15 protein-coding genes are annotated in these 20,401 nt (G+C 70.3%); 7 read left to right on the forward strand and 8 right to left on the reverse strand.

The features are described from left to right. Positions 1–46: 46 nt before the first annotated feature. Both ABZO29_RS04325 and ABZO29_RS04330 read right to left on the reverse strand, forming a co-directional pair. Positions 47–2,194 carry a BTAD domain-containing putative transcriptional regulator gene (locus ABZO29_RS04325; protein WP_367318774.1) on the reverse strand — a complete coding sequence of 716 codons (2,148 nt, stop codon included), beginning with the start codon at positions 2,192–2,194 and terminating at the stop codon, positions 47–49. A gap of 422 nt (positions 2,195–2,616) precedes the next feature. Continuing rightward, positions 2,617–3,573 carry a LysR family transcriptional regulator gene (locus ABZO29_RS04330; RefSeq protein ID WP_367318775.1) on the reverse strand — a complete coding sequence of 319 codons (957 nt, stop codon included), beginning with the start codon at positions 3,571–3,573 and terminating at the stop codon, positions 2,617–2,619. A 115-nt stretch (positions 3,574–3,688) separates the two neighbouring features. Here ABZO29_RS04330 and ABZO29_RS04335 point away from each other — a divergent pair, with 115 nt between their 5' ends. The 6 genes from ABZO29_RS04335 to ABZO29_RS04360 are packed head-to-tail and all read left to right on the forward strand — an operon-like array spanning position 3,689 to position 10,434. Then, positions 3,689–4,561, forward strand: a complete 873-nt coding sequence (locus ABZO29_RS04335) for a xanthine dehydrogenase family protein subunit M (RefSeq protein WP_367318776.1) — start codon at positions 3,689–3,691, stop codon at positions 4,559–4,561. 1 nt (position 4,562) lies between these two features. Next, positions 4,563–5,084, forward strand: coding sequence for a (2Fe-2S)-binding protein (locus tag ABZO29_RS04340; protein WP_367318777.1), 522 nt, complete (start codon positions 4,563–4,565; stop codon positions 5,082–5,084). Next, a complete protein-coding gene (locus ABZO29_RS04345) occupies positions 5,081–7,453 on the forward strand; it encodes an aerobic carbon-monoxide dehydrogenase large subunit (RefSeq protein ID WP_367318778.1) in 2,373 nt (790 codons plus the stop codon). The genes ABZO29_RS04340 and ABZO29_RS04345 overlap by 4 nt, the downstream gene beginning before the upstream one ends. Before the next feature lie 9 nt (positions 7,454–7,462). After that, the gene (locus tag ABZO29_RS04350) at positions 7,463–8,392 is read left to right on the forward strand and encodes an XdhC family protein (RefSeq protein WP_367318779.1); all 930 of its coding nucleotides are present in this window, start codon (positions 7,463–7,465) and stop codon (positions 8,390–8,392) included. After that, entirely contained in the window at positions 8,385–9,293 is a 909-nt protein-coding gene (locus ABZO29_RS04355; RefSeq protein WP_367318780.1) for an AAA family ATPase, read from the forward strand. The genes ABZO29_RS04350 and ABZO29_RS04355 overlap by 8 nt, the downstream gene beginning before the upstream one ends. Next, entirely contained in the window at positions 9,286–10,434 is a 1,149-nt protein-coding gene (locus ABZO29_RS04360; RefSeq protein ID WP_367318781.1) for a VWA domain-containing protein, read from the forward strand. Before ABZO29_RS04355 ends, ABZO29_RS04360 begins: the two co-directional genes overlap by 8 nt. Before the next feature lie 264 nt (positions 10,435–10,698). Here ABZO29_RS04360 and ABZO29_RS04365 read toward each other — a convergent pair whose 3' ends face one another. Together ABZO29_RS04365 and ABZO29_RS04370 are read right to left on the reverse strand one after the other, a co-directional pair. Further along, entirely contained in the window at positions 10,699–11,526 is an 828-nt protein-coding gene (locus ABZO29_RS04365; RefSeq protein WP_367318782.1) for a trans-aconitate 2-methyltransferase, read from the reverse strand. Between the two features lie 171 nt (positions 11,527–11,697). After that, complete coding sequence (locus tag ABZO29_RS04370; RefSeq protein ID WP_367318783.1) at positions 11,698–12,438, reverse strand: VOC family protein; 741 nt, start codon at positions 12,436–12,438, stop codon at positions 11,698–11,700. Positions 12,439–12,965: 527 nt separating this feature from the next. On the opposite strand from ABZO29_RS04370, the gene ABZO29_RS04375 reads away from it, so the two are divergent. After that, positions 12,966–14,090 carry a hypothetical protein gene (locus ABZO29_RS04375; protein WP_367318784.1) on the forward strand — a complete coding sequence of 375 codons (1,125 nt, stop codon included), beginning with the start codon at positions 12,966–12,968 and terminating at the stop codon, positions 14,088–14,090. Positions 14,091–14,187: 97 nt separating this feature from the next. Here the strand turns inward: ABZO29_RS04375 and ABZO29_RS04380 are convergent, their stop codons facing one another. The 4 genes from ABZO29_RS04380 to ABZO29_RS04395 form a co-directional block, all read right to left on the reverse strand. Next, complete coding sequence (locus ABZO29_RS04380; protein WP_367318785.1) at positions 14,188–15,300, reverse strand: ABC transporter substrate-binding protein; 1,113 nt, start codon at positions 15,298–15,300, stop codon at positions 14,188–14,190. A gap of 725 nt (positions 15,301–16,025) precedes the next feature. Next, a complete protein-coding gene (locus ABZO29_RS04385; RefSeq protein ID WP_367318786.1) occupies positions 16,026–16,997 on the reverse strand; it encodes an ABC transporter substrate-binding protein in 972 nt (323 codons plus the stop codon). A gap of 62 nt (positions 16,998–17,059) precedes the next feature. After that, a complete protein-coding gene (locus tag ABZO29_RS04390; protein WP_367318787.1) occupies positions 17,060–17,863 on the reverse strand; it encodes a formylglycine-generating enzyme family protein in 804 nt (267 codons plus the stop codon). A gap of 83 nt (positions 17,864–17,946) precedes the next feature. Beyond that, positions 17,947–20,307, reverse strand: a complete 2,361-nt coding sequence (locus ABZO29_RS04395; protein ID WP_367318788.1) for an arylsulfatase — start codon at positions 20,305–20,307, stop codon at positions 17,947–17,949. Between the last annotated feature and the right edge of the window lie 94 nt (positions 20,308–20,401).

Here is a 20,401-nt window from a genome sequence, read left to right on the forward strand (position 1 = left end):
TCGCCGAGCGCACCGGTCTGCGTCTCGCTCCCCCCGTTCCGGGCGATCAGACGAGGCGGTGACGCCGCACCGACTCGTACAGCCGCACGGTCTCGGGACCCGGTGTCATGCCGAGTGTGCCGTCCAGTTCGCGCCGTAGGGACTCGAACTGGGCGGCGGCCCGGTGCGGCTGGTTCTGCCGTACAAAGGCACGCATGAGCAGCCGGTGGGCCTCCTCCCGGCACGGGTCGTGCATGAGCAGCCTGCGGCTGGTCTCCACACACGCCGGGTAGGCGCCCTGTTGCAGGTAGAGTCCGGCCAGCCCTTCCAGCAGATCGAGGTGGAGCTGGGCCAGCCGTTCACGCTCCGGCACCGCCCAGTCCGCGCAGGGCGTGTCCTCCAACAGGTCGCCCGCATACAGGGCCGTTGCCCTCTCATGGCAGCGGACGGCATCGGCGAGATCCGGCGTCTGAGGGGACCGCAGCCGCATCGCGGCACTCGCCTGCCTGCCGAACTCCTCGACGTCCAGCAGCACGGTCAGGTCGGGCGCGACGAGATAGGTTTCGCGCGCGTGCACGACCACCGTCCGGGAGGAGACCTCACGCAGGTCGCGGCGCAGGGCGTACAAAGCCACGTTGAGCCGGTTGCGCGCGGCCGACGCGGGAACTCCGGGCCAGAACACCTCGGTGAGCACATCACGCGGAACCGGCCGAGGCCACTGCAGCAGCAAGTACTTCAACACCGACCGGCCCAGGTTGCCCGACCAGCCGGTGACCTCCTGCCCCTGCAGCTGCAGACGGAAGGCACCCAGCAGCCGCACCTGGACATCCACGGCGGCCACCGCCTGCACAGCCGCCGAGGGGCCGGGCGGTCGGGCGGCGAGGACAAGGACAGGTTGCGTGCCCTCCGGCGGGGCCGCATCGCCTGCCGGTCCGGGCGCCTGGCACTGGGCGAACTCGGTCACCTGCAGCAGCAACCGCATCCGCTTGGGCACCGAGCGGGTGCGCACAAACCGCCGGATGCGACGTGCGAGCAGCCCCGCCCGGTCTGCGGCAGCCCGCGCCGACGACCTGCGTGCCTGCGCCCGAGCCCGCCGGGCGCAGGCCAGTGCGGCCTCGGCCCGCCCGTCCGCCAGTGCCGCACAGGCCTGCATCCACGCCACGGTCCACGCCTGATCCTCATCCCGCGCGTCTGCCCGGGATGAGACGACAGGCCGTAGGCGTATCGCGGCCCAGAGCCGCGCGAGGTCCCGCTGCCGCAGCACCCGGTCGGGCAGCACAGCCAGCCACGACCGCACCAGGTCCTCATCCCCTGCCCGTGCGAGGGTCTCCGCCGACGCGGCGAGCAGGTCCGCCTGCAGCTCGAAAGCACCGAGCCGCACGCACAACTCGACCGCCTCACGGTCGGCCCGCTCACCTTCCAGTTCCCCGACCAGCCTGGCCAGACGCCCCTGGAAACCGGCGGTACGGCGGGCGGGCAGCGCCAGCAGCGCCGTACCCCACAGCGGAAGCATGCGATACCAGCCGCCGTCCAGCGGCTGCCACCACGGTTCCGTTGCCGGATCCTGAAGCGCCGGCGCAAGGGCCCGTAACCTGGGGTGCGCGTATCCCAGGTGCGCGGCAAGGACGAGCGCGTCGATGCGGTCCTGCCCGGCCGTGGCCAATACCCGCAGGCTCGCGTCGGCGAGCAGCCCACAGATGTCCTGTCCTTCGTGCACCGCCGCGGCCAGTTCCCTCCAGCCGCGCTCGCACGATGCCCGCAGCACCGAGTCGATCACCATGGCCCGCCCGTCGGCTGCAGCGACAAGCCGGGCCAGAGTGGCGGGCGGGAACGGCGAGCCCAACTGCTCCGCAGCACTGACCGTGTCGCTGACACCGACGCGCAGCCCCTCCGGGCCCCCGCACACCAGCACCAGGCTGCTGGCCGTCGGCACTTCGGCGGGCAGGGGAAGCGCACTTCCCGCGGCGGGCTGCACCACCACCGTGTCCTCCGGCCGCGCCTGCTCCTGCAGCATCGCGTCCACCTCGTAGCGGGCCGGCCGCAGCCAGGCCACCTTCCGGCCGGCCCGTTCCAGGTCCGCGGCCAGACGCGCCTCCACCAGGCAGCCGGCGGGCATCGCCACCGTCCGGCTGACACCTGCGGCCAGATCACCCACCGCGATCTGCTCGGGCCAGCGCCACTCCCCCAGAGGCACGCACGCCTTGGCAGGCAGCACGATGCACCCCCCTCCCCCTACAAGACGGTGAGCCGTCGAAGGCCACCACCACGGCCGGCACATGCGCTGTGGCGACTTCCACACTAGAAGCAGCGGCCCTGCTCCACCCGCCGATACCCGCGAACGGCAATTCCTCGTTCTCCCCCGACGCCCCATCACCCCACAGCAGTACTCACCCGTGAAGCCCGCCGCCCCCGCGGCGAGAAACGACCAGACGGCAAACGTGAGTTGACGAGATGTCAGGTTCTCTCGTTCGCCTGTCGCCGGTCCTCGCCCGCCGGACCCTCCCGGCAGCCGCGGCCCGCGACAACCCGGCAGCACCAGCGCATCAGCTCCAAAGCCGCCTCACCGGCACCGACCCCGCCTGCCGCGCACCACATGCCGGCCCCTACGGCCATCCGGACAGCTCGGCACCATGTGTCTCACCCACCCCAGAGTGTGACGTACACGGGCGGCCGGAACTGGGAGGGCGGGACGCCCGCGCCGGGCTCGCGCATGATGCGGGTCGCCGCCGGGGTGTGCAGGAAGTGCAGGAACCCGTCGGTTGCCGGGGAGCGGTGGTCGGGGCGCAGGACGGTGGCGTGCCAGGTGGCGTTCAACGGCGTGGCCGGGGTCTCCAGTACGCGCAGCTCGTCCCGTCGGATGCGGGGCGAGACCAGATGGGTCAGCGCCGGGGCGACCCCGGCGCCCTCGGCGGCGGCCGCCCAGGCCGCGGTCTGGTTGGGAAACACCCACACATGCCGCTCGGGCACACCCAGCCGACGCAGCAGCCGCCCGCAGTCCGCGTCCGGATCGGTGCCGGAGGCGTCGACCAGCCACGACCACAGCGGCGGCGGACCGGGCGGCCGCGGCGTCCTGCCACCGGTCACCACGACCAGCTGGGTGCGGAACAACGGCTCGCTGACCACTTCGCCCCCGCGCAGGGCACCGAGATCAGGCCCGAGCGCGACATCGGCCAGCCGGTTCTCCACGAGAACTCGCATCTCGTTGCCGGCGGCCACCCCGAAAGACGTCTCGGCCCTGCGCCCCGCGCGGCCGGCGAAGGCCTCCACGAGCGACGGGAGAACGAACTCGGCCAGCGTGCTCGTGGCGACGACGCGCAGCTCGTCGGGTGCCCCCCGTGCCGCCCGCACCACCGCCTCGGCGTCCGAGCTCAGCGCGACCATCCGTGAGGCGACCGGCAGCAGCCGAGCGCCCGCGGGCGTGAGCCGCATCCCTCCGCCGCCGGTGCGCCTGATGAGCGGATCACCGAAGTGGGTCCGCAGCGCGGTGAGCGCCTGGGACACGGCGGACTCGCTCACGTTCAGAGTCCGCGCCGCGGCGCCGACCGAACCGAGCCGGGCAACCAGCACGAAGGTGCTGAGCTGCGTAACGGTCACTCCCTGATTTTCCTGCATCTTCAGTGATAAGTGAATACTTATCCTCCCATTGCATGGCCGGTACGGATGGGCACAGCATCACGGCACGGTGGCGTCCAGCGTTCCGGGAGGGCCGATGCAGGTTCCAGCCGCGTTCCAATACGAGAGAGCCACCAGCCTCGAACGGGCGATCGAGCTGCTCGTGCAGTACGGCCCCGAGGCCCGGGTGGTGGCGGGCGGCCACAGCCTGCTGCCGATGATGAAGCTGCGGCTGGCGCAGCCCGAGGCGCTGATCGACATCAACGGCCTCGGCGAGCTGGCGCTGATCAGGGTGGACGGGCACGAACTGGCCGTCGGCGCGATGGTCCGCCACGCGGAGCTGCTGGCCTCGCCGGTGGTCGGCGAGCACTTCCCCATCCTGCGGGACGCGGAACGGGTCATCGCCGATCCACTCGTCCGCAACCGGGGCACCATAGGCGGCTCGCTGTGCCAGGCCGATCCGTCGGAGGACCTGTCCGCGGCGTTCTCGGCACTGCGGGCGACCCTTGTCGCCCAGGGCCCCCGCGGCAGGCGCACCATCGCGATCAGGGAGTTCTTCCTCGGACCGTACGAGACCGCACTGGACGAGGCGGAGCTCCTGGTGGAGATCCGCGTGCCCATCCGCTCGCACGCCAGCGCCTACCGCAAGGTCGAGCGCCGCGCCGGCGACTGGTCGGTCGTCGCAGCGGGAGCCGTGCTGGAGATCTCCGACGGGGTGATCACCGAGGCCGGGATCGGGCTCACCGCAGTGGGCGCCCCTCACTTCGTCGCCGAACAGGCCGAGGACTTCCTGCGCGGCGGGCGCCCGGACGACGAAGGCTTCGCCGAGGCGGGCCGGATCGCCTCGCAGGAGTGCCGGCCGACAGCCGACCAGCGCGGTCCGGCCGACTACAAGCGGAATCTGGCCGCGGAGCTCACCACGCGGGCGCTGCGCGCCGCCGCCGCGCGCGCCCAGGGGCAGGAGGCGTGACATGCGGATCACCGTGACCGTGAACGGCGAGCAGTACACGCGGGACGTCGAGCCCAGACTGCTGCTCGTGCACTTCCTGCGCGACGAACTCGCCCTCACCGGAACCCACTGGGGCTGCGACACCTCCAACTGCGGAGTGTGCGCCGTCTGGCTGGACGGCACACCGGTGAAGTCCTGCACCGTGCTCGCGGCGATGGCCGACGGCCATGAGGTGCAAACCGTCGAGGGCCTGGCGCACGGGGCCGAACTCGACCCGGTGCAGCAGGGATTCGTCGCCTGCCACGGACTGCAGTGCGGCTTCTGCACTCCGGGAATGATGATGACCGCCCGCTGGCTGCTCGACCACAACGCGGATCCGTCCGAGGAGGACATCCGCGAGGCGATCTCCGGACAGCTGTGCCGCTGCACCGGCTACGAGAACATCGTGCGCTCCATCCGCTGGGCCGCAGAGCACGGCGGCGGGGCGCGGACGGCGGATGCGGCCACCGAGTCGGAGCCCGGCCGTGAGGAGGTGCGGGCATGACGACCACCGAACAACGGCCGGTCGGCTTCGGACGGATGACCCGCAAGGAGGATGCGCGGTTCATCCGCGGCCACGGGACCTACGTCGACGACGTCCGCCTGCCCGGAATGCTGCACGGCGCCATCCTGCGCAGCCCACTGGCGCACGCCCGGATCGTGTCCGTCGACACCAGCGCCGCCGAGGCGCACCCCAAGGTCAAGGCCGTGATCACCGGGGAGACCCTGGCCGGTCTCGGGCTGGCCTGGATGCCCACGATCTCCTACGACACCCAGGCGGTGCTGGCCACCGACAAGGTCCGCTTCCAGGGGCAGGAGGTCGCCTTCGTCGTCGCCGAGGACCGCTACGCCGCGCGGGACGCTCTCGAGCTGATCGACGTCGAGTACGAGCCGCTGCCGCCGGTCGTCGACGCCCGCCGGGCGCTCGATGCGGACGCACCGGTGATCCGCGACGACAAGGAGCACCAGAGCGACAACCACATCTTCGACTGGTCGGCGGGAGACAAGGAGCGCACCGACGGGGTCTTCGCGGCCGCCGACGTCGTGGTGGAGCAGGAAATGCTGTACCCGCGGGTGCACCCGGCGCCGCTGGAGACCTGCGGGACCGTGGCGGACATGGACGCCATCACCGGGAAGCTGACGGTGTGGTCCACCACCCAGGCCCCGCACGCCCACCGCACCCTGTACGCGATGGTGGCCGGGATCCCGGAGCACAAGATCCGGATCATCGCCCCGGACATCGGGGGCGGCTTCGGCAACAAGGTCGGCATCTACCCCGGTTACGTGTGCGCGGTCGTCGGTTCCATCGTCACCGGCAAGCCCGTCAAGTGGGTGGAGGACCGCTCCGAGAACCTGATGAGCACGTCCTTCGCCCGCGACTACCACATGCACGGGGAGATCGCCGCGACGAAGGACGGAAAGATCCAGGCCCTGCGCGTCCATGTGATCGCCGACCACGGCGCCTTCAACGCCACCGCACAGCCGACGCATTTCCCGGCCGGCTTCTTCGGCGTCTTCACCGGCTCCTACGACCTGGCCGCCGCGCACTGCACGGTGACCGGCGTCTACACCAACAAGGCCCCCGGCGGCGTCGCCTACGCCTGCTCGTTCCGCGTCACCGAGGCCGCCTACCTGGTCGAGCGGATGGTGGACGTACTCGCGCACAAGCTGGACACGGACCCGGCCGAGCTGCGGATGCGCAACCTGCTGCGACCCGAACAGTTCCCGTACCGGTCGCAGACCGGATGGGAGTACGACTCCGGCGACTACCCACGGGCCCTGCGGCTGGCGATGGACATCGCGCACTACGAGGACCTGCGCCGGGAGCAGGCCGACAAGCGCGAGCGGGGCGAGCTGATGGGCATCGGGGTCAGCTTCTTCACCGAGGCCGTCGGAGCCGGCCCGCGCAAGCACATGGACATCCTCGGCCTCGGCATGGCCGACGGTGCCGAACTGCGCGTCCACCCGACCGGCAAGGCGGTACTGCGCATCTCCGTGCAATCCCAGGGCCAGGGCCACGAGACGACCTTCGCGCAGATCGTCGCCGAGGAACTGGGCATCCCTCCCGACGACGTCGAGGTGGTGCACGGCGACACCGACCAGACCCCGTTCGGCCTCGGCACCTACGGATCCCGCTCCACGCCGGTGTCCGGAGCGGCGGCGGCGATGGTCGCCCGCAAGGTGCGCGAGCGCGCCCGGCTCGTGGCCTCGGCAATGCTCGAAGTGAACCCCGACGACCTGGAATGGGAGAAGGGACGCTGGTTCGTCACCGGGGACCCCGACCAGGGCAGGACCATGGCCGAGATAGCCCTCGCGGCCCACTCCAACCTGGAGCTGCCCGAGGGCGTCGAGGGCCACCTCGACGCGAGCTGCGTCTACAACCCGCCGAACCTCACCTTCCCCTTCGGCGCCTACATCTGCGTGGCCGACGTGGACGCGGCCACCGGCCAGGTGAAGGTCCGCCGGTTCGTCGCGGTCGACGACTGCGGCAACCGGATCAACCCCATGATCGTCGAGGGGCAGGTGCACGGCGGACTCGCCGACGGCCTCGGCATGGCCCTCATGCAGGTGATCGCCTTCGACGAGGACGGCAACTGCCTCGGCGGGTCGTTCATGGACTACCTCCTGCCCACCTCGGTCGAGTGCCCGTCCTGGGAACTCGGCGAGACCGTCACCCCCTCCCCGCACCACCCCATCGGTGCAAAGGGCGTCGGCGAGTCCGCCACAGTGGGCTCGCCCGCCGCGGTGGTCAACGCGGTGGTCGACGCACTGAAGCCGCTCGGCGTACGCCACATCGACATGCCGCTGACCCCCGCCGCGGTGTGGCGGGCAGCCCAGGGCCGGCCGCTGCGCACCGACCTGGCGATCACCTAGGCCCCCGCGATGACCGACACGGAACTGCTGACCCGCGCGGACGGACTCCGGCACGGCCGGACCCCGTTCGTGCTGGCCACCGTCGTCCGCGCGGAACGGCCCACGAGCGCCAAGCCCGGCGACAGCGCCCTGGTGCTGCCCGACGGCACCCTGGAGGGCTTCGTGGGCGGCACCTGCGCCGAGACCACGGTGCAACTCCAGGGCCTACGGGTGCTGCAGACCGGAAAGTCACTGCTGCTGCGGATCACGCCCACCGAGGACGCCGTGGCCGAAGGCACACAGGAGCCGGGCGAGGGCCTGGTCACGGTGGCCAATCCCTGCCTGTCGGGCGGCACGCTCGACATCTTCCTGGAGGCAAACCTCCCGCCGGCGCTGGCGTTCGTCTACGGACAGGCGCCCATCGCTCGCGCCCTGCTCGACATCGGACGCGTGCTCGGCCTCGACGCCCGCCCCGCCAAGCCCCAGGACACGCTGCCCCCCGACCTGGACGTCACAGTCGTCGCCACCCACGGCCGCGACGAGGAGACCGTGCTGACCGAGGCCGCGCGCGCCGAGGTCCCGTACATCGGGCTGGTGGCCAGCCGCAAGCGCGGCACGGCGGTACTCGCCGGGCTGGACCTCACAGAGGAACAACGCGCACGCATCCACACCCCGGCCGGCCTGGACATCGGCGCACGCACCCCGGCGGAGGTCGCACTGTCGGTGTACGCCGAGATCATCGCGTTGCGGCCACAGGCGACCCGGGCCGCACGCCCCCCAGCCGAAGCCGCCGCGCCCCAGGCCAGGGCCGAGGTCGTGGATCCCGTCTGCGGCATGACCGTGGCCATCACCCCCACCACCCTCTCACTCGACCGGGCCGACGGCGGCAGGGTGTACTTCTGCGGGCCGGGCTGCCAGCACGCCTTCGCCGACGACCCCTCCCACTACGCACATGCCTGACCCCGCCCCCCTCGCAGCGGACGTCCCCGCCCTGCGCTCACGGCTGGACGCCGTCGGCTACCTCGCCGACGACGCCCTGACCACCGCGCTGCTGCTGGCCGTGCGCATGCGGCAGCCGATCCTGCTGGAGGGCGAGCCCGGCGTCGGCAAGACCGAGGCGGCCCGCGCACTCGCCGCCGCGCTCGACACCCCGCTGATCCGGTTGCAGTGCTACGAGGGGCTGTCCTCGGCGGAGGCCCTGTACGAGTGGAACTATCCGCGGCAACTGCTGGCCATCCGGCTGGCCGAGTCCCGTGGGGAGTCCCTGCGCGACGCCGACCTGTTCTCCGAGGACTATCTGCTGCCCCGGCCGCTCCTCGCAGCGATCTCCCACCCGGGCCCACGGCCGGCCGTGCTGCTCATCGACGAAGTGGACCGCGCCGACGACGAGTTCGAGGCTTTCCTCCTGGAACTGCTGGCCGATGCCGCGGTCACCATCCCCGAACTGGGCACCCGGACGGCCACGGTGCCGCCGGTGGCCCTACTGACCTCCAACCGCACCCGGGACTTGCACGACGCGCTCAAACGCCGCTGCCTCTACCACTGGATCGACTACCCGGACACCGACCGAGTCGCCGCGATCATCCGCAAGCGGGTGCCTGAATCGGCCCAGTGGCTGGCCCCCCGCGTGGCGCGCGGGGTGGCACGCCTGCGCGCCCACCAGGAACTCACCAAGCCACCCGGCATCGCCGAGGCGATCGACTGGGCAGGCGCGCTCCACGCACTGGGGCTCACCACTCTCGACGCCGCAGCCGCCGACCGCACCCTGGGGGCAGTACTCAAATACGCCGAGGACCTTCAGGCCGTGCGCCGGGCCGGACTGGCGGAACTGGTCGACACGGAGGCCGGCACCGATGCCTGACCTGCCGGAACTGGCCGCCTCGTTCACCGCCGCCCTGCACGACGCCGGGATCCCGGTGGGACCCGACCAGACCCGCAGCTTCGCCCGGGCACTCACCCTGCTTCCACCGTCGACGACGCGCGAGCTGCGGCACTGCGCGCTCACCACCCTGGTCTCCGACCGCGAGCAGATCGAGCCGTTCGACGCCGTCTTCCGCGCCGTCTTCGGCGCCCCGACCGGCCTCGGACCACAGCGCGGGCAGCCCGGCGACCCACCCCGATCGCTCCCCGACCGTGTCCCCGGGCGCGTCCAAGGCGCCGGGAAGGCCACCGCGGACGGACACGGCCGGGAGGCCGGCGCACAGCGGCAGGAGGCACCCGTGCCCCTCGCCGCAAGTCCCCTCGACCGCCTCGCCACCCGCGACTTCGCGGCCCTGTCCGCCGAGGAACTGGGCCAACTCTCAGAGGTGATGCGCACCCTCGTGCTGCGCACCCCGACCCGACCCTCCCGCCGGCGCCGCACGGCGCTCCACGGTGAGCACATCGACGTGCGCCGCACCCTGGCAGTCAGCCGCCGCACCGGCGGACATCCGCTGAAACTGCGCCGCTTCATGCCACGCACCCGTCCCCGCGACCTCATCGTGCTCTGCGACATCTCCGGATCGATGGAGCCCTACGCCCGCGCGATGCTGCAACTGCTCTACTGCGCCACCCGTGCCGCCCGCGCCGAGGTGTTCACCTTCGCCACCCGGCTCACCCGCCTCACGCCCACCCTCAGGCGAGCAGGGCCGTACGACGCCCTGGCACAAGCCGGACGAGCGGCCCCGGACTGGTCCGGGGGCACCCGGATCGCGGACTGCCTTGCGGAGTTCAACGAGCGGTTCGGCCGGCGCGGCCTGGCGCACGGCGCCGTGGTCGTCATCATCTCCGACGGCTGGGACACCGGCCCGCCCGCTGCCCTCGCCACCCACATGGCGCGACTGTCCCGGGTCGCCTACCGCGTCGTATGGGTCAACCCCCGTACGGCAAACCCCCGTTACCGTCCGCTCGTCGCCGGCATGGCCGCCGCACTGCCCTACTGCGACGCCGTCGTCAGCGCCCACAACCTCGATGCCCTGGACGACTTCACCGCGGCTCTGTCCGCCCCGGGCCGCCGACGATGACCCTTGTGCAACGCGGCCTCGTGGAGGAGGGAGCCGCCCCCAGGGCGGTGCCCGAGCGATCTGTTGTCCTTGACGTTGGTCCACAGCGGACGGGAGCCGGCCGTCTCGGTGAATGGCACGTAGGAGCGGGTCGTCCGTGGCCACCTTCGACAAGTAGGCCTCGGGGAGGGCGTCGAGGCGGAAGGAGTCGAGACCCGCTGACTGCTCCCGGTTCCCGGGCAGGGCGAGCTGTCAGATGCGCGGTGGGCGTGGCTGGAGTCGCGCCTACAGAAGAGCAGGGGCCGTTCGTGACACCCGCAGTTCCGTGAGATACCGCTTGGTGACCCGGCCTCCGTACCGCCTGTCGACAAGCCCGGCAATGCACTCCAGCAGTCCCTCCCTGGCCTTGGGCGGCAGCGCCCGGTGGCCGGAGTAGGTCCGCAGCACCTCCACGTACTCCGCCGTGGTGTACGTCAGGTCCCGCTCGTAACGCCGGAAGACGACAGGGCCGAACCGGCCGCTGCGTGCGACCTCGTCCGCGTGATCCGAAGTGTCGACGTCCGCTGCGGCAGGAAGCCGCAGCCCCCGGGGGGTGGCCGGATCGAAACGCTCGTAGCAGTCCTGGACCTCGACGAAGAACTCTTCGCTGCCACCCGCCACATGCTGTGTGGCGACCACGGCGAGGGCGCCACCGGGCCGCAGCGCATCGGCGGCCTTTACCATCCGCACCGCCGGATCAAGCCAGTGGAACGCCGTCGCCGAGACGACCACGTCGAACGGCTCCTCCGGCAGCGGCCACGTCTCGAAGTCCGCTGTCACGACCTCCACCGCCTCGAACCCGGCCAGGTTGCGCCGGGCGACGGCGGCCATGTCCGCGCCCAGCTCGACGGCGGTGATCCGGCAACCGCGCTCGGCCAGCGGCAAGGTCGCCTTGCCGGTACCCGCCCCCACCTCGAGGACACGACAGCCGGAGCCGGTGCCGGCCACCTCGGTGAGGTCGTCGAACAACTCCGGCGGATACCCGGGCCTGGCCCGGTCGTACAGCTCCGCGTCCTCGTCGAAGGTCCGGCTCAGGTGGACACGGCGCGTCTCGGCAGGCGTGTCGTCGCGCATGGCAGCACACTACGTGTGCGGTCGGTAGGTTCGTTCGGGGATCCCAGCGAGTGCCGCGAACCTCGAGACGGACAGGCCATGTGCCGCTCTCAGGGCCTCGTGGTTCGTGCGACTGCCCACCATCGGGACCGGCCGCCCATCCCGGCCGTAGGAGTGCCGTTGGGCTCCGCGTCAGGACGGGGCGAGGACGCAGAACTCGTGGCCCTCCGGGTCGGCCAGGCACGTCCACGGGACGTCGCCCTGGCCGAGGTCGAGGTCGGTGGCACCGAGGGCCCGCAGCCGGGCCACCTCCGCTGCTTTGTCGTCACCGGGGTACGGCAGCAGGTCAAGATGGATGCGGTCTGGCACGGTCTTCACGTCGGGCGTACGGAGGAACTCGAGATACGGGCCGACACCCTTGGCGGAGCGAAATACCGCCTGGTCGTCGGTCACCTTGTGCAGGGTCCAGTCCATCACCTCACCCCAGAACCGGGCCATGGCCCGCGGATCCTCGCAGTCGACCACCACCCGGGCGATCGGCCCGGTGTCCCGGTAGATCTCCCGAGGCTCCAGCACGCAGAACTCGTTGCCCTCGGGGTCGGCGAGGACCGTCCACGGCACTTCCCCCTGGCCCACGTGGGCGGGCGTCGCACCGAGAGCCTTCAGGCGCGCGACCAACTCCGCCTGGTGCGCCACGGAGGTGGTGGCGACATCGAGGTGCACACGGTTCTTGGTTGTCGTCTTGGGTTCCGGGACGGGAACGACGTCGACGCCGACGGCGACCGGGTCCGGCCACACGAGACCTCCGACGGGTCCGACGTAGGTGGTCACGCCGGGGCTGTAGGCACTCCAGCCGAGTACCTCCGCCCAGAACCGGCCGACCGCCAGGCCGTCAAGAGCCTTTATGTTCACATGAACAGGTCGCAGTGCCATGGTGGCAACCCTATGCGCCCGCTCCGCAACGACATCCGCGGAAGGGCCGACGAAGCACGTGCAGCACTCGCAGACCCGAACATCACGGGCCTGGCTCGCCCGGCCTGCCCATACGGGACACCGGACGTACATTCGAACGTATGGACGCGATGCCGGAACGCATCGACCCGAGGACGGACCGGGCAACCGCTGCGCTCCTGCTGGGGTGCGCCCCGGCGGAGGTCGGTTACTGCCCGCGGTGCCAAGGGCTCACCCACCGCTATGGTCCCCATGCTCAGGTTCTTTGCCCCGCATGCCGGGCCGCCGACGCCTCACCCGCCAATGGATCTTCCGCCTGACGGCCAGCGATCACCCGGGAGCCCGCACGGCCCGGTCACCGAAGACCGCGACGTCGCCGGGTGCCATGTCCTCACGCAAAGCTGGTATCCGTCACCTGTGCGCGGTGCGCGGCATGACGCGATCATGACGCCGTACTCTTCGGCTGATCGAAACACAGACGGCCACAGGGCCAAGGCGGGGGAAGCCACATGACATATCGGCGCGCGGTCATACCGGCACTGCTCGGAGGTCTGCTGCTCACGCTGTTGCTGTGGTGGGCGGGAGCGAGCGCCCAGGCACTGCAACTGCGCGGCACCACAAGCGTGTTCGACGTTCAGTCCGCGGGTGAACTCCGGCGATGGCTCGCGCCCTGGTCGTACGACCCTCCGGCGCTCGGGTCCGACGGCCCTGCGGGCGGGGAGACTTCCGTGAGCGGAGGCACCCAGTACGCCGATCTGTACAGCACCGCGATGCAGATCAGATTCGTGGCGGTGTTCGTGTTCTTCCTGGCCGGCGCGCTGCTCCTGGTCCGCAGGATTCCGCCGACCCAGGGGCGTACACCCGCCACGCTGCTCGCGCTGTGGGCCTGGGGCCCGGTGGCCGGAACGCTGGCTGTGACACTCTCCGCGCCGTGGCTGATCGCGTCCCGGGGGCACGGCAGCTACCGGTTCCTGCCGCAGCTGGCGGGCGTGATCGCCTCGAGCGGCCCGGTCACAGTGTTCGCGGCGCTGTTGACCGCCCTGCTCACGGTGCTTGTGGCGCGTGTCACCGCCAAGGGGGAGGACCCGATGCCCAGGCAGAGTGTGCCGCCTCGCGCTGCCCGCCTGGCCGCAAGTGTGGGTACCGCGGTGATCGCGCTGTCGCTGGTGATTCTTTCGTACCAATCGGTGTCGGCCTGGATACAGACCTCGTTCGGCGGCGGAGGGCTGCTGTCCGAGCCCGGCGACCTGCTGCGCGAGTGGCTGGTGCTCGGCGGCTGGACGGGCCCGTCGGCCACGCCACTCGGCGACTGGCTGCTGTACCGAGCCGCCGACGTGCTCATGCTGGCCGTGGTGTGGTGGGGGCTGCGACTGCTGCCCGGCCTCCTCACCCGAACGACGGTGCCGGCCATGGCGATCGGCGCGGTCTGCGCGACCGTGCTGGGCTTGCTGGCAAGCCAATTGCTGCACATGGCGATGGACGACACTGTCCCCGTGTGGGGGCCTGTGTACCTGTTCTCAAAGCTCGGCGACGGCGTCCCGGCCGCCCTCACCTTCGGCGTCGCCGCGGGGATGGCGGCCCTTGCGACACTGCGGCTGGCCGGGAGCCGCGACACCGGCAGTTCCCTCCAGTGAGGGAAGCAGGCAGGGTCCAGACACTCCCATGCCGTAGCGCGGTCTGTCGCGTTGGGGTAGAACGTGGAGCCACGCGCGGTCGGGCCTCCGTGCTCTCTCAGCCGGCGTGAAGGATCCGAAAGCGATCGGGTTCCGCGGGATCTCGGTCAACGACCTGGATCGGCGTCCAAGCCCACTGCCAAACGCTGATGCCTGGCGTGCGGGAGAACTGGATCTGCCCGCGGGTGCCTTCGACTGCGACGCGCGGCCAGGACTGGGCAGTGCGCGCCCGGTCCGCGCCGTGGGAACGCAGCACATCGGCGAGGACGGCAACCGTGTCATAGCCCTCGAAGGCGACGAAGGAGGGCGCTTCGGCCAGTCGCTCGCGGAGGGCCGTCTCGACTCGTGCGCCGAGTGGGCTGAGGCGCTCGGGCAGGTAGCGCAGGAACGGGGTCGCGGTGCTGTCGTCACCGAGCAACGTCGCCCATTCGGCGAACTCCGGTTGCCCGGCCGGAGCACCGATCATGATCTCGGCGAGGCGCCGGTCGCGGCGGACGGCCCTGACGATCGACACTGCCGGCTCCGGGTGGCCGACCAGAAGAAGGAGAGCCGTCGCGTGATTGTCGACGAGTTCGTCGCACACGGCCTCAGGGGTGCGCGCGCTCATGTCGAGTTCGATGACGGTGCCGCCGTGTGGGGCGACGTGGTCCCGCAGAATGCGGGCCCCGGCTGCCCAGTAGACACTCGGCTGGGCTGCTACGGCGATTCGGCTGTGGCCCGCGCTGAGGAGGAAGTCCGCGTAGACCTGCCAGCCTCGGGACTGCGGCGGGGAGAGGCGCGCCACCCATTCCGTCGGCTGTTCGGTGAGCGCGTCAAGAACCGCTGACGAGCAGAGGAACGGCAGGCCGAGGGCGTCGGCCCTGGCGGCAGCGGCGCGAGCGACGACGCTGTGATATTCCCCCGCCAAGGCAGCTACACCCAGGCGAGCCAATTCATCTACGGCAGCGGCGGCTTTCTGTGGATCGGCCGCGGTGTCTCGGACCACCAGCTCGAGTGGTCTTCCTGCGATCCCGCCTGCGTCATTGACTTCGCGAACGGCCAGCTCGAGTCCGGCGAGCAGGTGTTGGCCTGCCTCGACCCAGCCAGGCCGAGTCAGCGGAGCGAGAGCGCCGATCTGGACGGATGATCCGTCAGTCCGCTCCACTCCAGGTGACGTTGGTGGCGTATTCATGCGTCGGCGTCTCCCGCGGGACGATTCGGTTGCGGTCCGCCCGGATCGCAGAGTGGCAAGGCCCGGTGGCACGCGTTCATCTCATCTCGCCGTGGCGGGCGCACCTGGGTGACCATGCCGGACATTGCATCCATGACCATCGCCGACAGGCAACCGGTTATTCGTTCGTTGAGCTGCCGGGCTTCAAGAGACTTCATCTGACGAACGCTCGCTGCTCCGACGGCCGTGACCAGGGGCTGCTCAGCGGGTTGGTACTCTCCGCATCTACGGCGATGAGGGGTGGGCGATCGTGGCAGCGGGGCCGTCGAGTCCTCCGAGACCCTCGTTCAGGGGAATCGGGTTCGGCACCCTCTTCGGGGGGCTGACCGCAGTGGTGTCCGTCACCACTGTCGGGAGGATCTGGGCTGCTTGTGACATCGGCGGCAATGCAGCGGCCAACAGCATGACGTTGCTCCTCCTCGCCCCTCTCATATGGATCGCCGCTTCGGCCCCGTGGGTGATCCTGCATCGCACCCTCGGAAGACGTCATCGAGGGGCAGCGCTGACCGCAGGGATCGTCTTCACCCTGTGGTTCACCTGGTTCCTCGTGACATGGCTCGGCATGCCGGACTCCTACCCGGCCCCCAGGTGCCCGGGTAACGTCCCGCCCTGGTGGCCGGGCTTCATCCCCTCATGACCGCGCAACGTCAGCCGTGAGCGATGTCGACAGATCCTCTCGGCCCGTCCTATCCGAGCCAGGCCTTGACCTTGTCCGGGTTCGCCTCGACCCACTTCTTCGCCGCCGCCTCCGGTGTCATCTTGTCCACCGCGATGTACTTGGCGACGGTGTTCTGGTCGTCGTTCGTCCAGTTGAAGTTCTTCACCAGGTCGTAGGCCGGGCTGCCGGACTTCGCGAAGCGGGTGGCGACGATCTTGTCGAGGTCGAATTCCTGATAGTCGCAGGCGACCTTCGCCGGGTCGGTGTCGCAGCCTGCCGTGTGCTTGGGCAGATCGACGTGGACGAGCGGCACCTCCGAGAAGAACCACTGTGGCTCGTAGAAGTAGCCGATCACCCACTTCTTGTTCTTCTCGGCGTCCCGGAATGCCTGGATCAGCGCGGTCTCACTGCCCGCGTACACCACCTTGAAGTTCAGTTTCAGGTTCTTCACCAGGGCCTCGTCGTTGGTCTGGTACGACGGGTCGCCGTCGAGGAGTTGGCCCTTGGTACCCGATTCGGAGGTCTTGAAGTTCGAGGCGTACTTGTTGAGGTTCTTCCAGTTCGTGATGTCCGGGTACTTCTTCACGATCCACGGGGGGAGGTACCAGCCGATGATGCCCTTGTTGCCGGTCGCCCCGAGGTCGACCGCGGTCTTCTGCTGGGTGATGTATTTCCTCTTCAGGTCCTCGTGGCCCCAGTTCTCGAGGATGGCGTCGATCTCGCCCGTCTCCAACCCCTGCCAGCCGATTTCCGCCTTCAGGTCCTTCTTGACGACCTTGCAGCCGAGTTCCTTCTCCGCGACGTAGCCGACGACCGCCGCGTCCGCCTCGTAGCCCACCCAAGGGTTGACCGCGAGGTTGAAGGTGCCGCACTTGCCCGAGCTGCCGCCCCCCGCGGCGGAGTCCTCGCCGATCTTCGCGCCGCCGCAGGCGGTCAGGGTGAGACCGAGTACGGCCATCCCCGCCGCGCCGGAACGCCACCGTCTTGCTTGCTTTGCCATGATCCTGCTCCTTGTGCGCCGGGCGTATCGCGTCGTTGTCCGAGTGATGGAGTCGAAAGGGGTCACGTCATGTCCAGGGCGCACCGGAACCCCACGTTGCCGGTTGCGGAGTCCGGGAACAGGCCCTGCCGCGCGGCGACCCGGTACCGGCGGCAGTAGGACGCATGACAGAGGTAGGAGCCGCCCTTGGTGACGCGCTGCTGTCCGCCGAGGGAGGGGGAGAAGGGGTCCTCGCACCATTCCCAGACGTTGCCGGTGGCGTTGTACAGACCGAAGCCGTTGGGCTCGAAGGCGTCCACCGGACAGGTGCCGTACCAGCCGTCGGCTGTCGGGTGCCGGTTCGGGAAGTCGCCCTGCCACACGTTCATCCGGGGGCGGCCGGCAGGCTCGAACTCGTCGCCCCAGGGAAACACCTTGGCGTGCAGTCCCCCTCGGGCGGCGCGTTCCCATTCGGCCTCGGTGGGCAGGCGTTTGCCGGCCCAGGCGCAGTAGGCGCGGGCGTCGTCGAAGTCGACGTGGACGACCGGATGATCCGCCCGGTCCTCCCAGGTGGAGTGCGGTCCGTCGGGGCGGCGCCAGTCCGCCCCTTCGACCTGTCGCCACCAGGGCGCGCCCACCACGCCCCGGGTCGGCGGGAAGTCGTCCGGGAGCAGACCGGCGAAGACGAACGACCAGCCGGCCCGCTCGGCGGAGGTGCGGTATCCGGTGTCGGAGGTGAAGCGTGCGAACTGGGCGTTGGACACCGTGCAGGCGTCCATCCAGAACGCGTCGACGTACACCGTGCGCACCGGGCCCTCCCCGTCGGCCGGGTAGGCGAGCGGGTCCTCGCTGCCCATGAGGAACTCGCCTGCGGGGACCCCCACCATGTCCTCGGGTGTTGCCCGGCGGCCGGCTGAGGGCTGGGCTGCCGCCCGTCCCGCGCCCTGGCCGCCGGGCGGCGTGCAGCAGCTCACTGTGCCCCCATGACGCGCCGGTGCAGTCCGCCGTCGAACTCGGACGACTCGGTGCTCTCGGCTCCCAGGTCGATGCGCACCGTGTGAATCGTGCCGGTGAACTCGTTGTCGAGGACGGGATAGTCCTCGGTCACCGGTGTGCTCAGGTCCACCCCGATGTCGAGTGTCTCGTCGAAGGAGAAGTAGTACGGGATGGTCTGCTCGACCCGTCCGGACGCGTGCTTTTCACCGTCCACCAGGAGCACGGCGGTTCCGCCCCTGCCGAGCCCTCCGCCGTCGTAGTCGAACTCGAGCCGGATCTCGTGCCGTCCAGGTGCCAGGGCCTCGTTGCCGCGCACGGTGTACAGGCTCAAGCAGAAGTAGTTGTAGGCGTAGGCCGGTCTGCCCTCGGTGACGTACAGGGTCCAGCCGCCGAACCGGCCGCCCTGCGCGATGATCACGCCCTCGACCGCCGTCTCCGGCAGGTCGACGTCCGCGGTGATGCTGTGGGAGCGGTTCTTGACGTTGAGGGTGGTCTCCTCGGTGAACCGCCGCATTCCCGCCCGGTAGGTGATGGACGTCCGATCGCCGAGCAGATCGATGCGGCCGGCCACGGCCGGGTTCTCCCGCTCGGTGACCCGATCGTCCAGGGGGAAGACCTGGTACTTCGCCGCTTCGATCAGGAACAGGTCCTGCAACCGGCGCAACTTCTCCGGGTGTTCGGCGGCGAGGTTGTGAGCCTGGCTCCAGTCGCGGTTCACGTCGTAGAGCTCCCAGACGTCGTCGGCGAACCTCCGGTCCTTGTCCGGCAGCATCTCCCAGGGGATGCCGTGCCGGGTGACCGCCATCCAGCCGTTGTGGTAGATGCCGCGGTTGCCGCACATCTCGAAGTACTGGGTACGGCGGTGTTCGGGCGCGTGGGGGTCGGCGAGCGTCCGCTGCATGCTCGTCCCCTCGATGGGCTGCTGCGGCACGCCGTCCACACTGAACGGCGCCGGGACTCCCACGCAGTCCAGGATCGTCGGAAGTACGTCGATCACGTGCGAGAACTGGTGACGCAGCCCGCCACGCTCGGGGACCCCCCGCGGCCAGTGCAGGATCATGCCGTCCCGGGTGCCGCCGAAGTGCGAGGCCACCTGTTTGGTCCACTGGTAGGGGGTGTTGAGCGCCAGCGCCCATCCCGCCGGGGCGATCGGGTAGCTGAGCGGGCCGCCGATCTCGTCGAGGTGGTCGATCATCTCTTCCGGATCGTCCACCACGCCGTGCCCCAGCCGGTGCTCGACGATCGTCCCTTCGATGCCGCCCTCGCCCGAGGCGCCGTTGTCGCCGAGGATGTAGATGAAGAGGGTGTTGTCCAGCTCGCCCAGTTCTTGCAGCGCGTCGACGAACCTGCCGACCTGCACGTCGGCGTGTTCGGTGAACGCGGCGAACGTCTCCATGAACCTGGCCGCCAGACGGCGCCGGCTGTCGGTGAGTTCGTCCCAGTGGGGCACACCCTCGGCCCAGGGCGCGAGTTCTGCCTCCGGGGAGACGACGCCGAGTTCCTTCTGCTTCTGCAGGGTCACTTCGCGCTGCCGGTCCCAGCCGTGGTCGAACCGTCCGCGGTACTTCTCCTGCCACTCGGGGCCGATGTGCAGCGGAGCGTGCGCGGCGCCCAACGCGAGGTAGGTGAAGAAGGGCCGGTCCGGAGTCAGCGTGCGCTGGGTGCGCACCCAGTCGATGGCGTGGTCGACGAGGTCCTCGGACAGGTGGTAGCCGTCCTCCGGCCGGCGGTCCGGCTCGATGGGGGTGGTGCCCTGGTACAGCAGCGGATACCAGTGGTTCATCTCGGCACCCATGAACCCGTAGAAGGTGTCGAACCCCTCCCCCGTCGGCCATCGGTCGAACGGCCCCACCGCGCTGATCTCCCGCGGAGGCGTCTGATGCCACTTGCCGAAGGCGGCCGTGCTGTAGCCGTTGCCCTGCAGGATCTGCGCCATGGTCGCCGCGCTGCGCGGCCGGAACCCGTTGTATCCGGGGGCCGCGGTGGTCATCTCGGTCGTGCCGCCCATGCCGACCGAGTGGTGGTTGCGCCCGGTCAGCAGGGCCTGCCGGGTCGGCGAGCACAGGGCCGTCACGTGAAATCGGGTGTAGCGCAGCCCGTTGTCCGCGAGTCGTTCAGCGGCCGGCATCTCGCACGGTCCGCCGAACGCACTGGAGGTGCCGAACCCGAGATCGTCGACGAGCACGACCACCACGTTCGGTGCACCCTCGGGAGGAGGGACCGGGCCGACGGGGGTGAAGGCGGTCTCCTGGTCGTGGACGTCCATCGCGGTCGTCAGGGGCCGACGGGTGTCGGGCCGCGGAAGTATGTGCCGTCCGGCGTCGAACTCAGTCATGTATTTCTCCGATTCGGTGCCCGGCGGGAAATATCGCACCTCTTATCGCGGCTCAATTACCGGTGTAATGCGGCTGGACTTCAGCGGGCCCGGG

The sequence above is a fragment of the Streptomyces sp. HUAS ZL42 genome (assembly GCF_040782645.1).
GTDB lineage: Bacteria > Actinomycetota > Actinomycetes > Streptomycetales > Streptomycetaceae > Streptomyces.

Bases quoted from the DNA above. Each gene is read 5' to 3' on its own strand.
- ABZO29_RS04390 (WP_367318787.1), bottom strand. From the start codon at position 17,863: ATGGTGGGGGTCCCCGCAGGCGAGTTCCTCATGGGCAGCGAGGACCCG.
- ABZO29_RS04335 (WP_367318776.1), top strand. From the start codon at position 3,689: ATGCAGGTTCCAGCCGCGTTCCAATACGAGAGAGCCACCAGCCTCGAA.
- ABZO29_RS04365 (WP_367318782.1), bottom strand. From the start codon at position 11,526: ATGCGCGACGACACGCCTGCCGAGACGCGCCGTGTCCACCTGAGCCGG.
- ABZO29_RS04345 (WP_367318778.1), top strand. From the start codon at position 5,081: ATGACGACCACCGAACAACGGCCGGTCGGCTTCGGACGGATGACCCGC.
- ABZO29_RS04350 (WP_367318779.1), top strand. From the start codon at position 7,463: ATGACCGACACGGAACTGCTGACCCGCGCGGACGGACTCCGGCACGGC.
- ABZO29_RS04340 (WP_367318777.1), top strand. From the start codon at position 4,563: ATGCGGATCACCGTGACCGTGAACGGCGAGCAGTACACGCGGGACGTC.
- ABZO29_RS04370 (WP_367318783.1), bottom strand. From the start codon at position 12,438: ATGGCACTGCGACCTGTTCATGTGAACATAAAGGCTCTTGACGGCCTG.
- ABZO29_RS04385 (WP_367318786.1), bottom strand. From the start codon at position 16,997: ATGGCAAAGCAAGCAAGACGGTGGCGTTCCGGCGCGGCGGGGATGGCC.
- ABZO29_RS04380 (WP_367318785.1), bottom strand. From the start codon at position 15,300: ATGAATACGCCACCAACGTCACCTGGAGTGGAGCGGACTGACGGATCA.
- ABZO29_RS04360 (WP_367318781.1), top strand. From the start codon at position 9,286: ATGCCTGACCTGCCGGAACTGGCCGCCTCGTTCACCGCCGCCCTGCAC.
- ABZO29_RS04355 (WP_367318780.1), top strand. From the start codon at position 8,385: ATGCCTGACCCCGCCCCCCTCGCAGCGGACGTCCCCGCCCTGCGCTCA.
- ABZO29_RS04395 (WP_367318788.1), bottom strand. From the start codon at position 20,307: ATGACTGAGTTCGACGCCGGACGGCACATACTTCCGCGGCCCGACACC.
- ABZO29_RS04375 (WP_367318784.1), top strand. From the start codon at position 12,966: ATGACATATCGGCGCGCGGTCATACCGGCACTGCTCGGAGGTCTGCTG.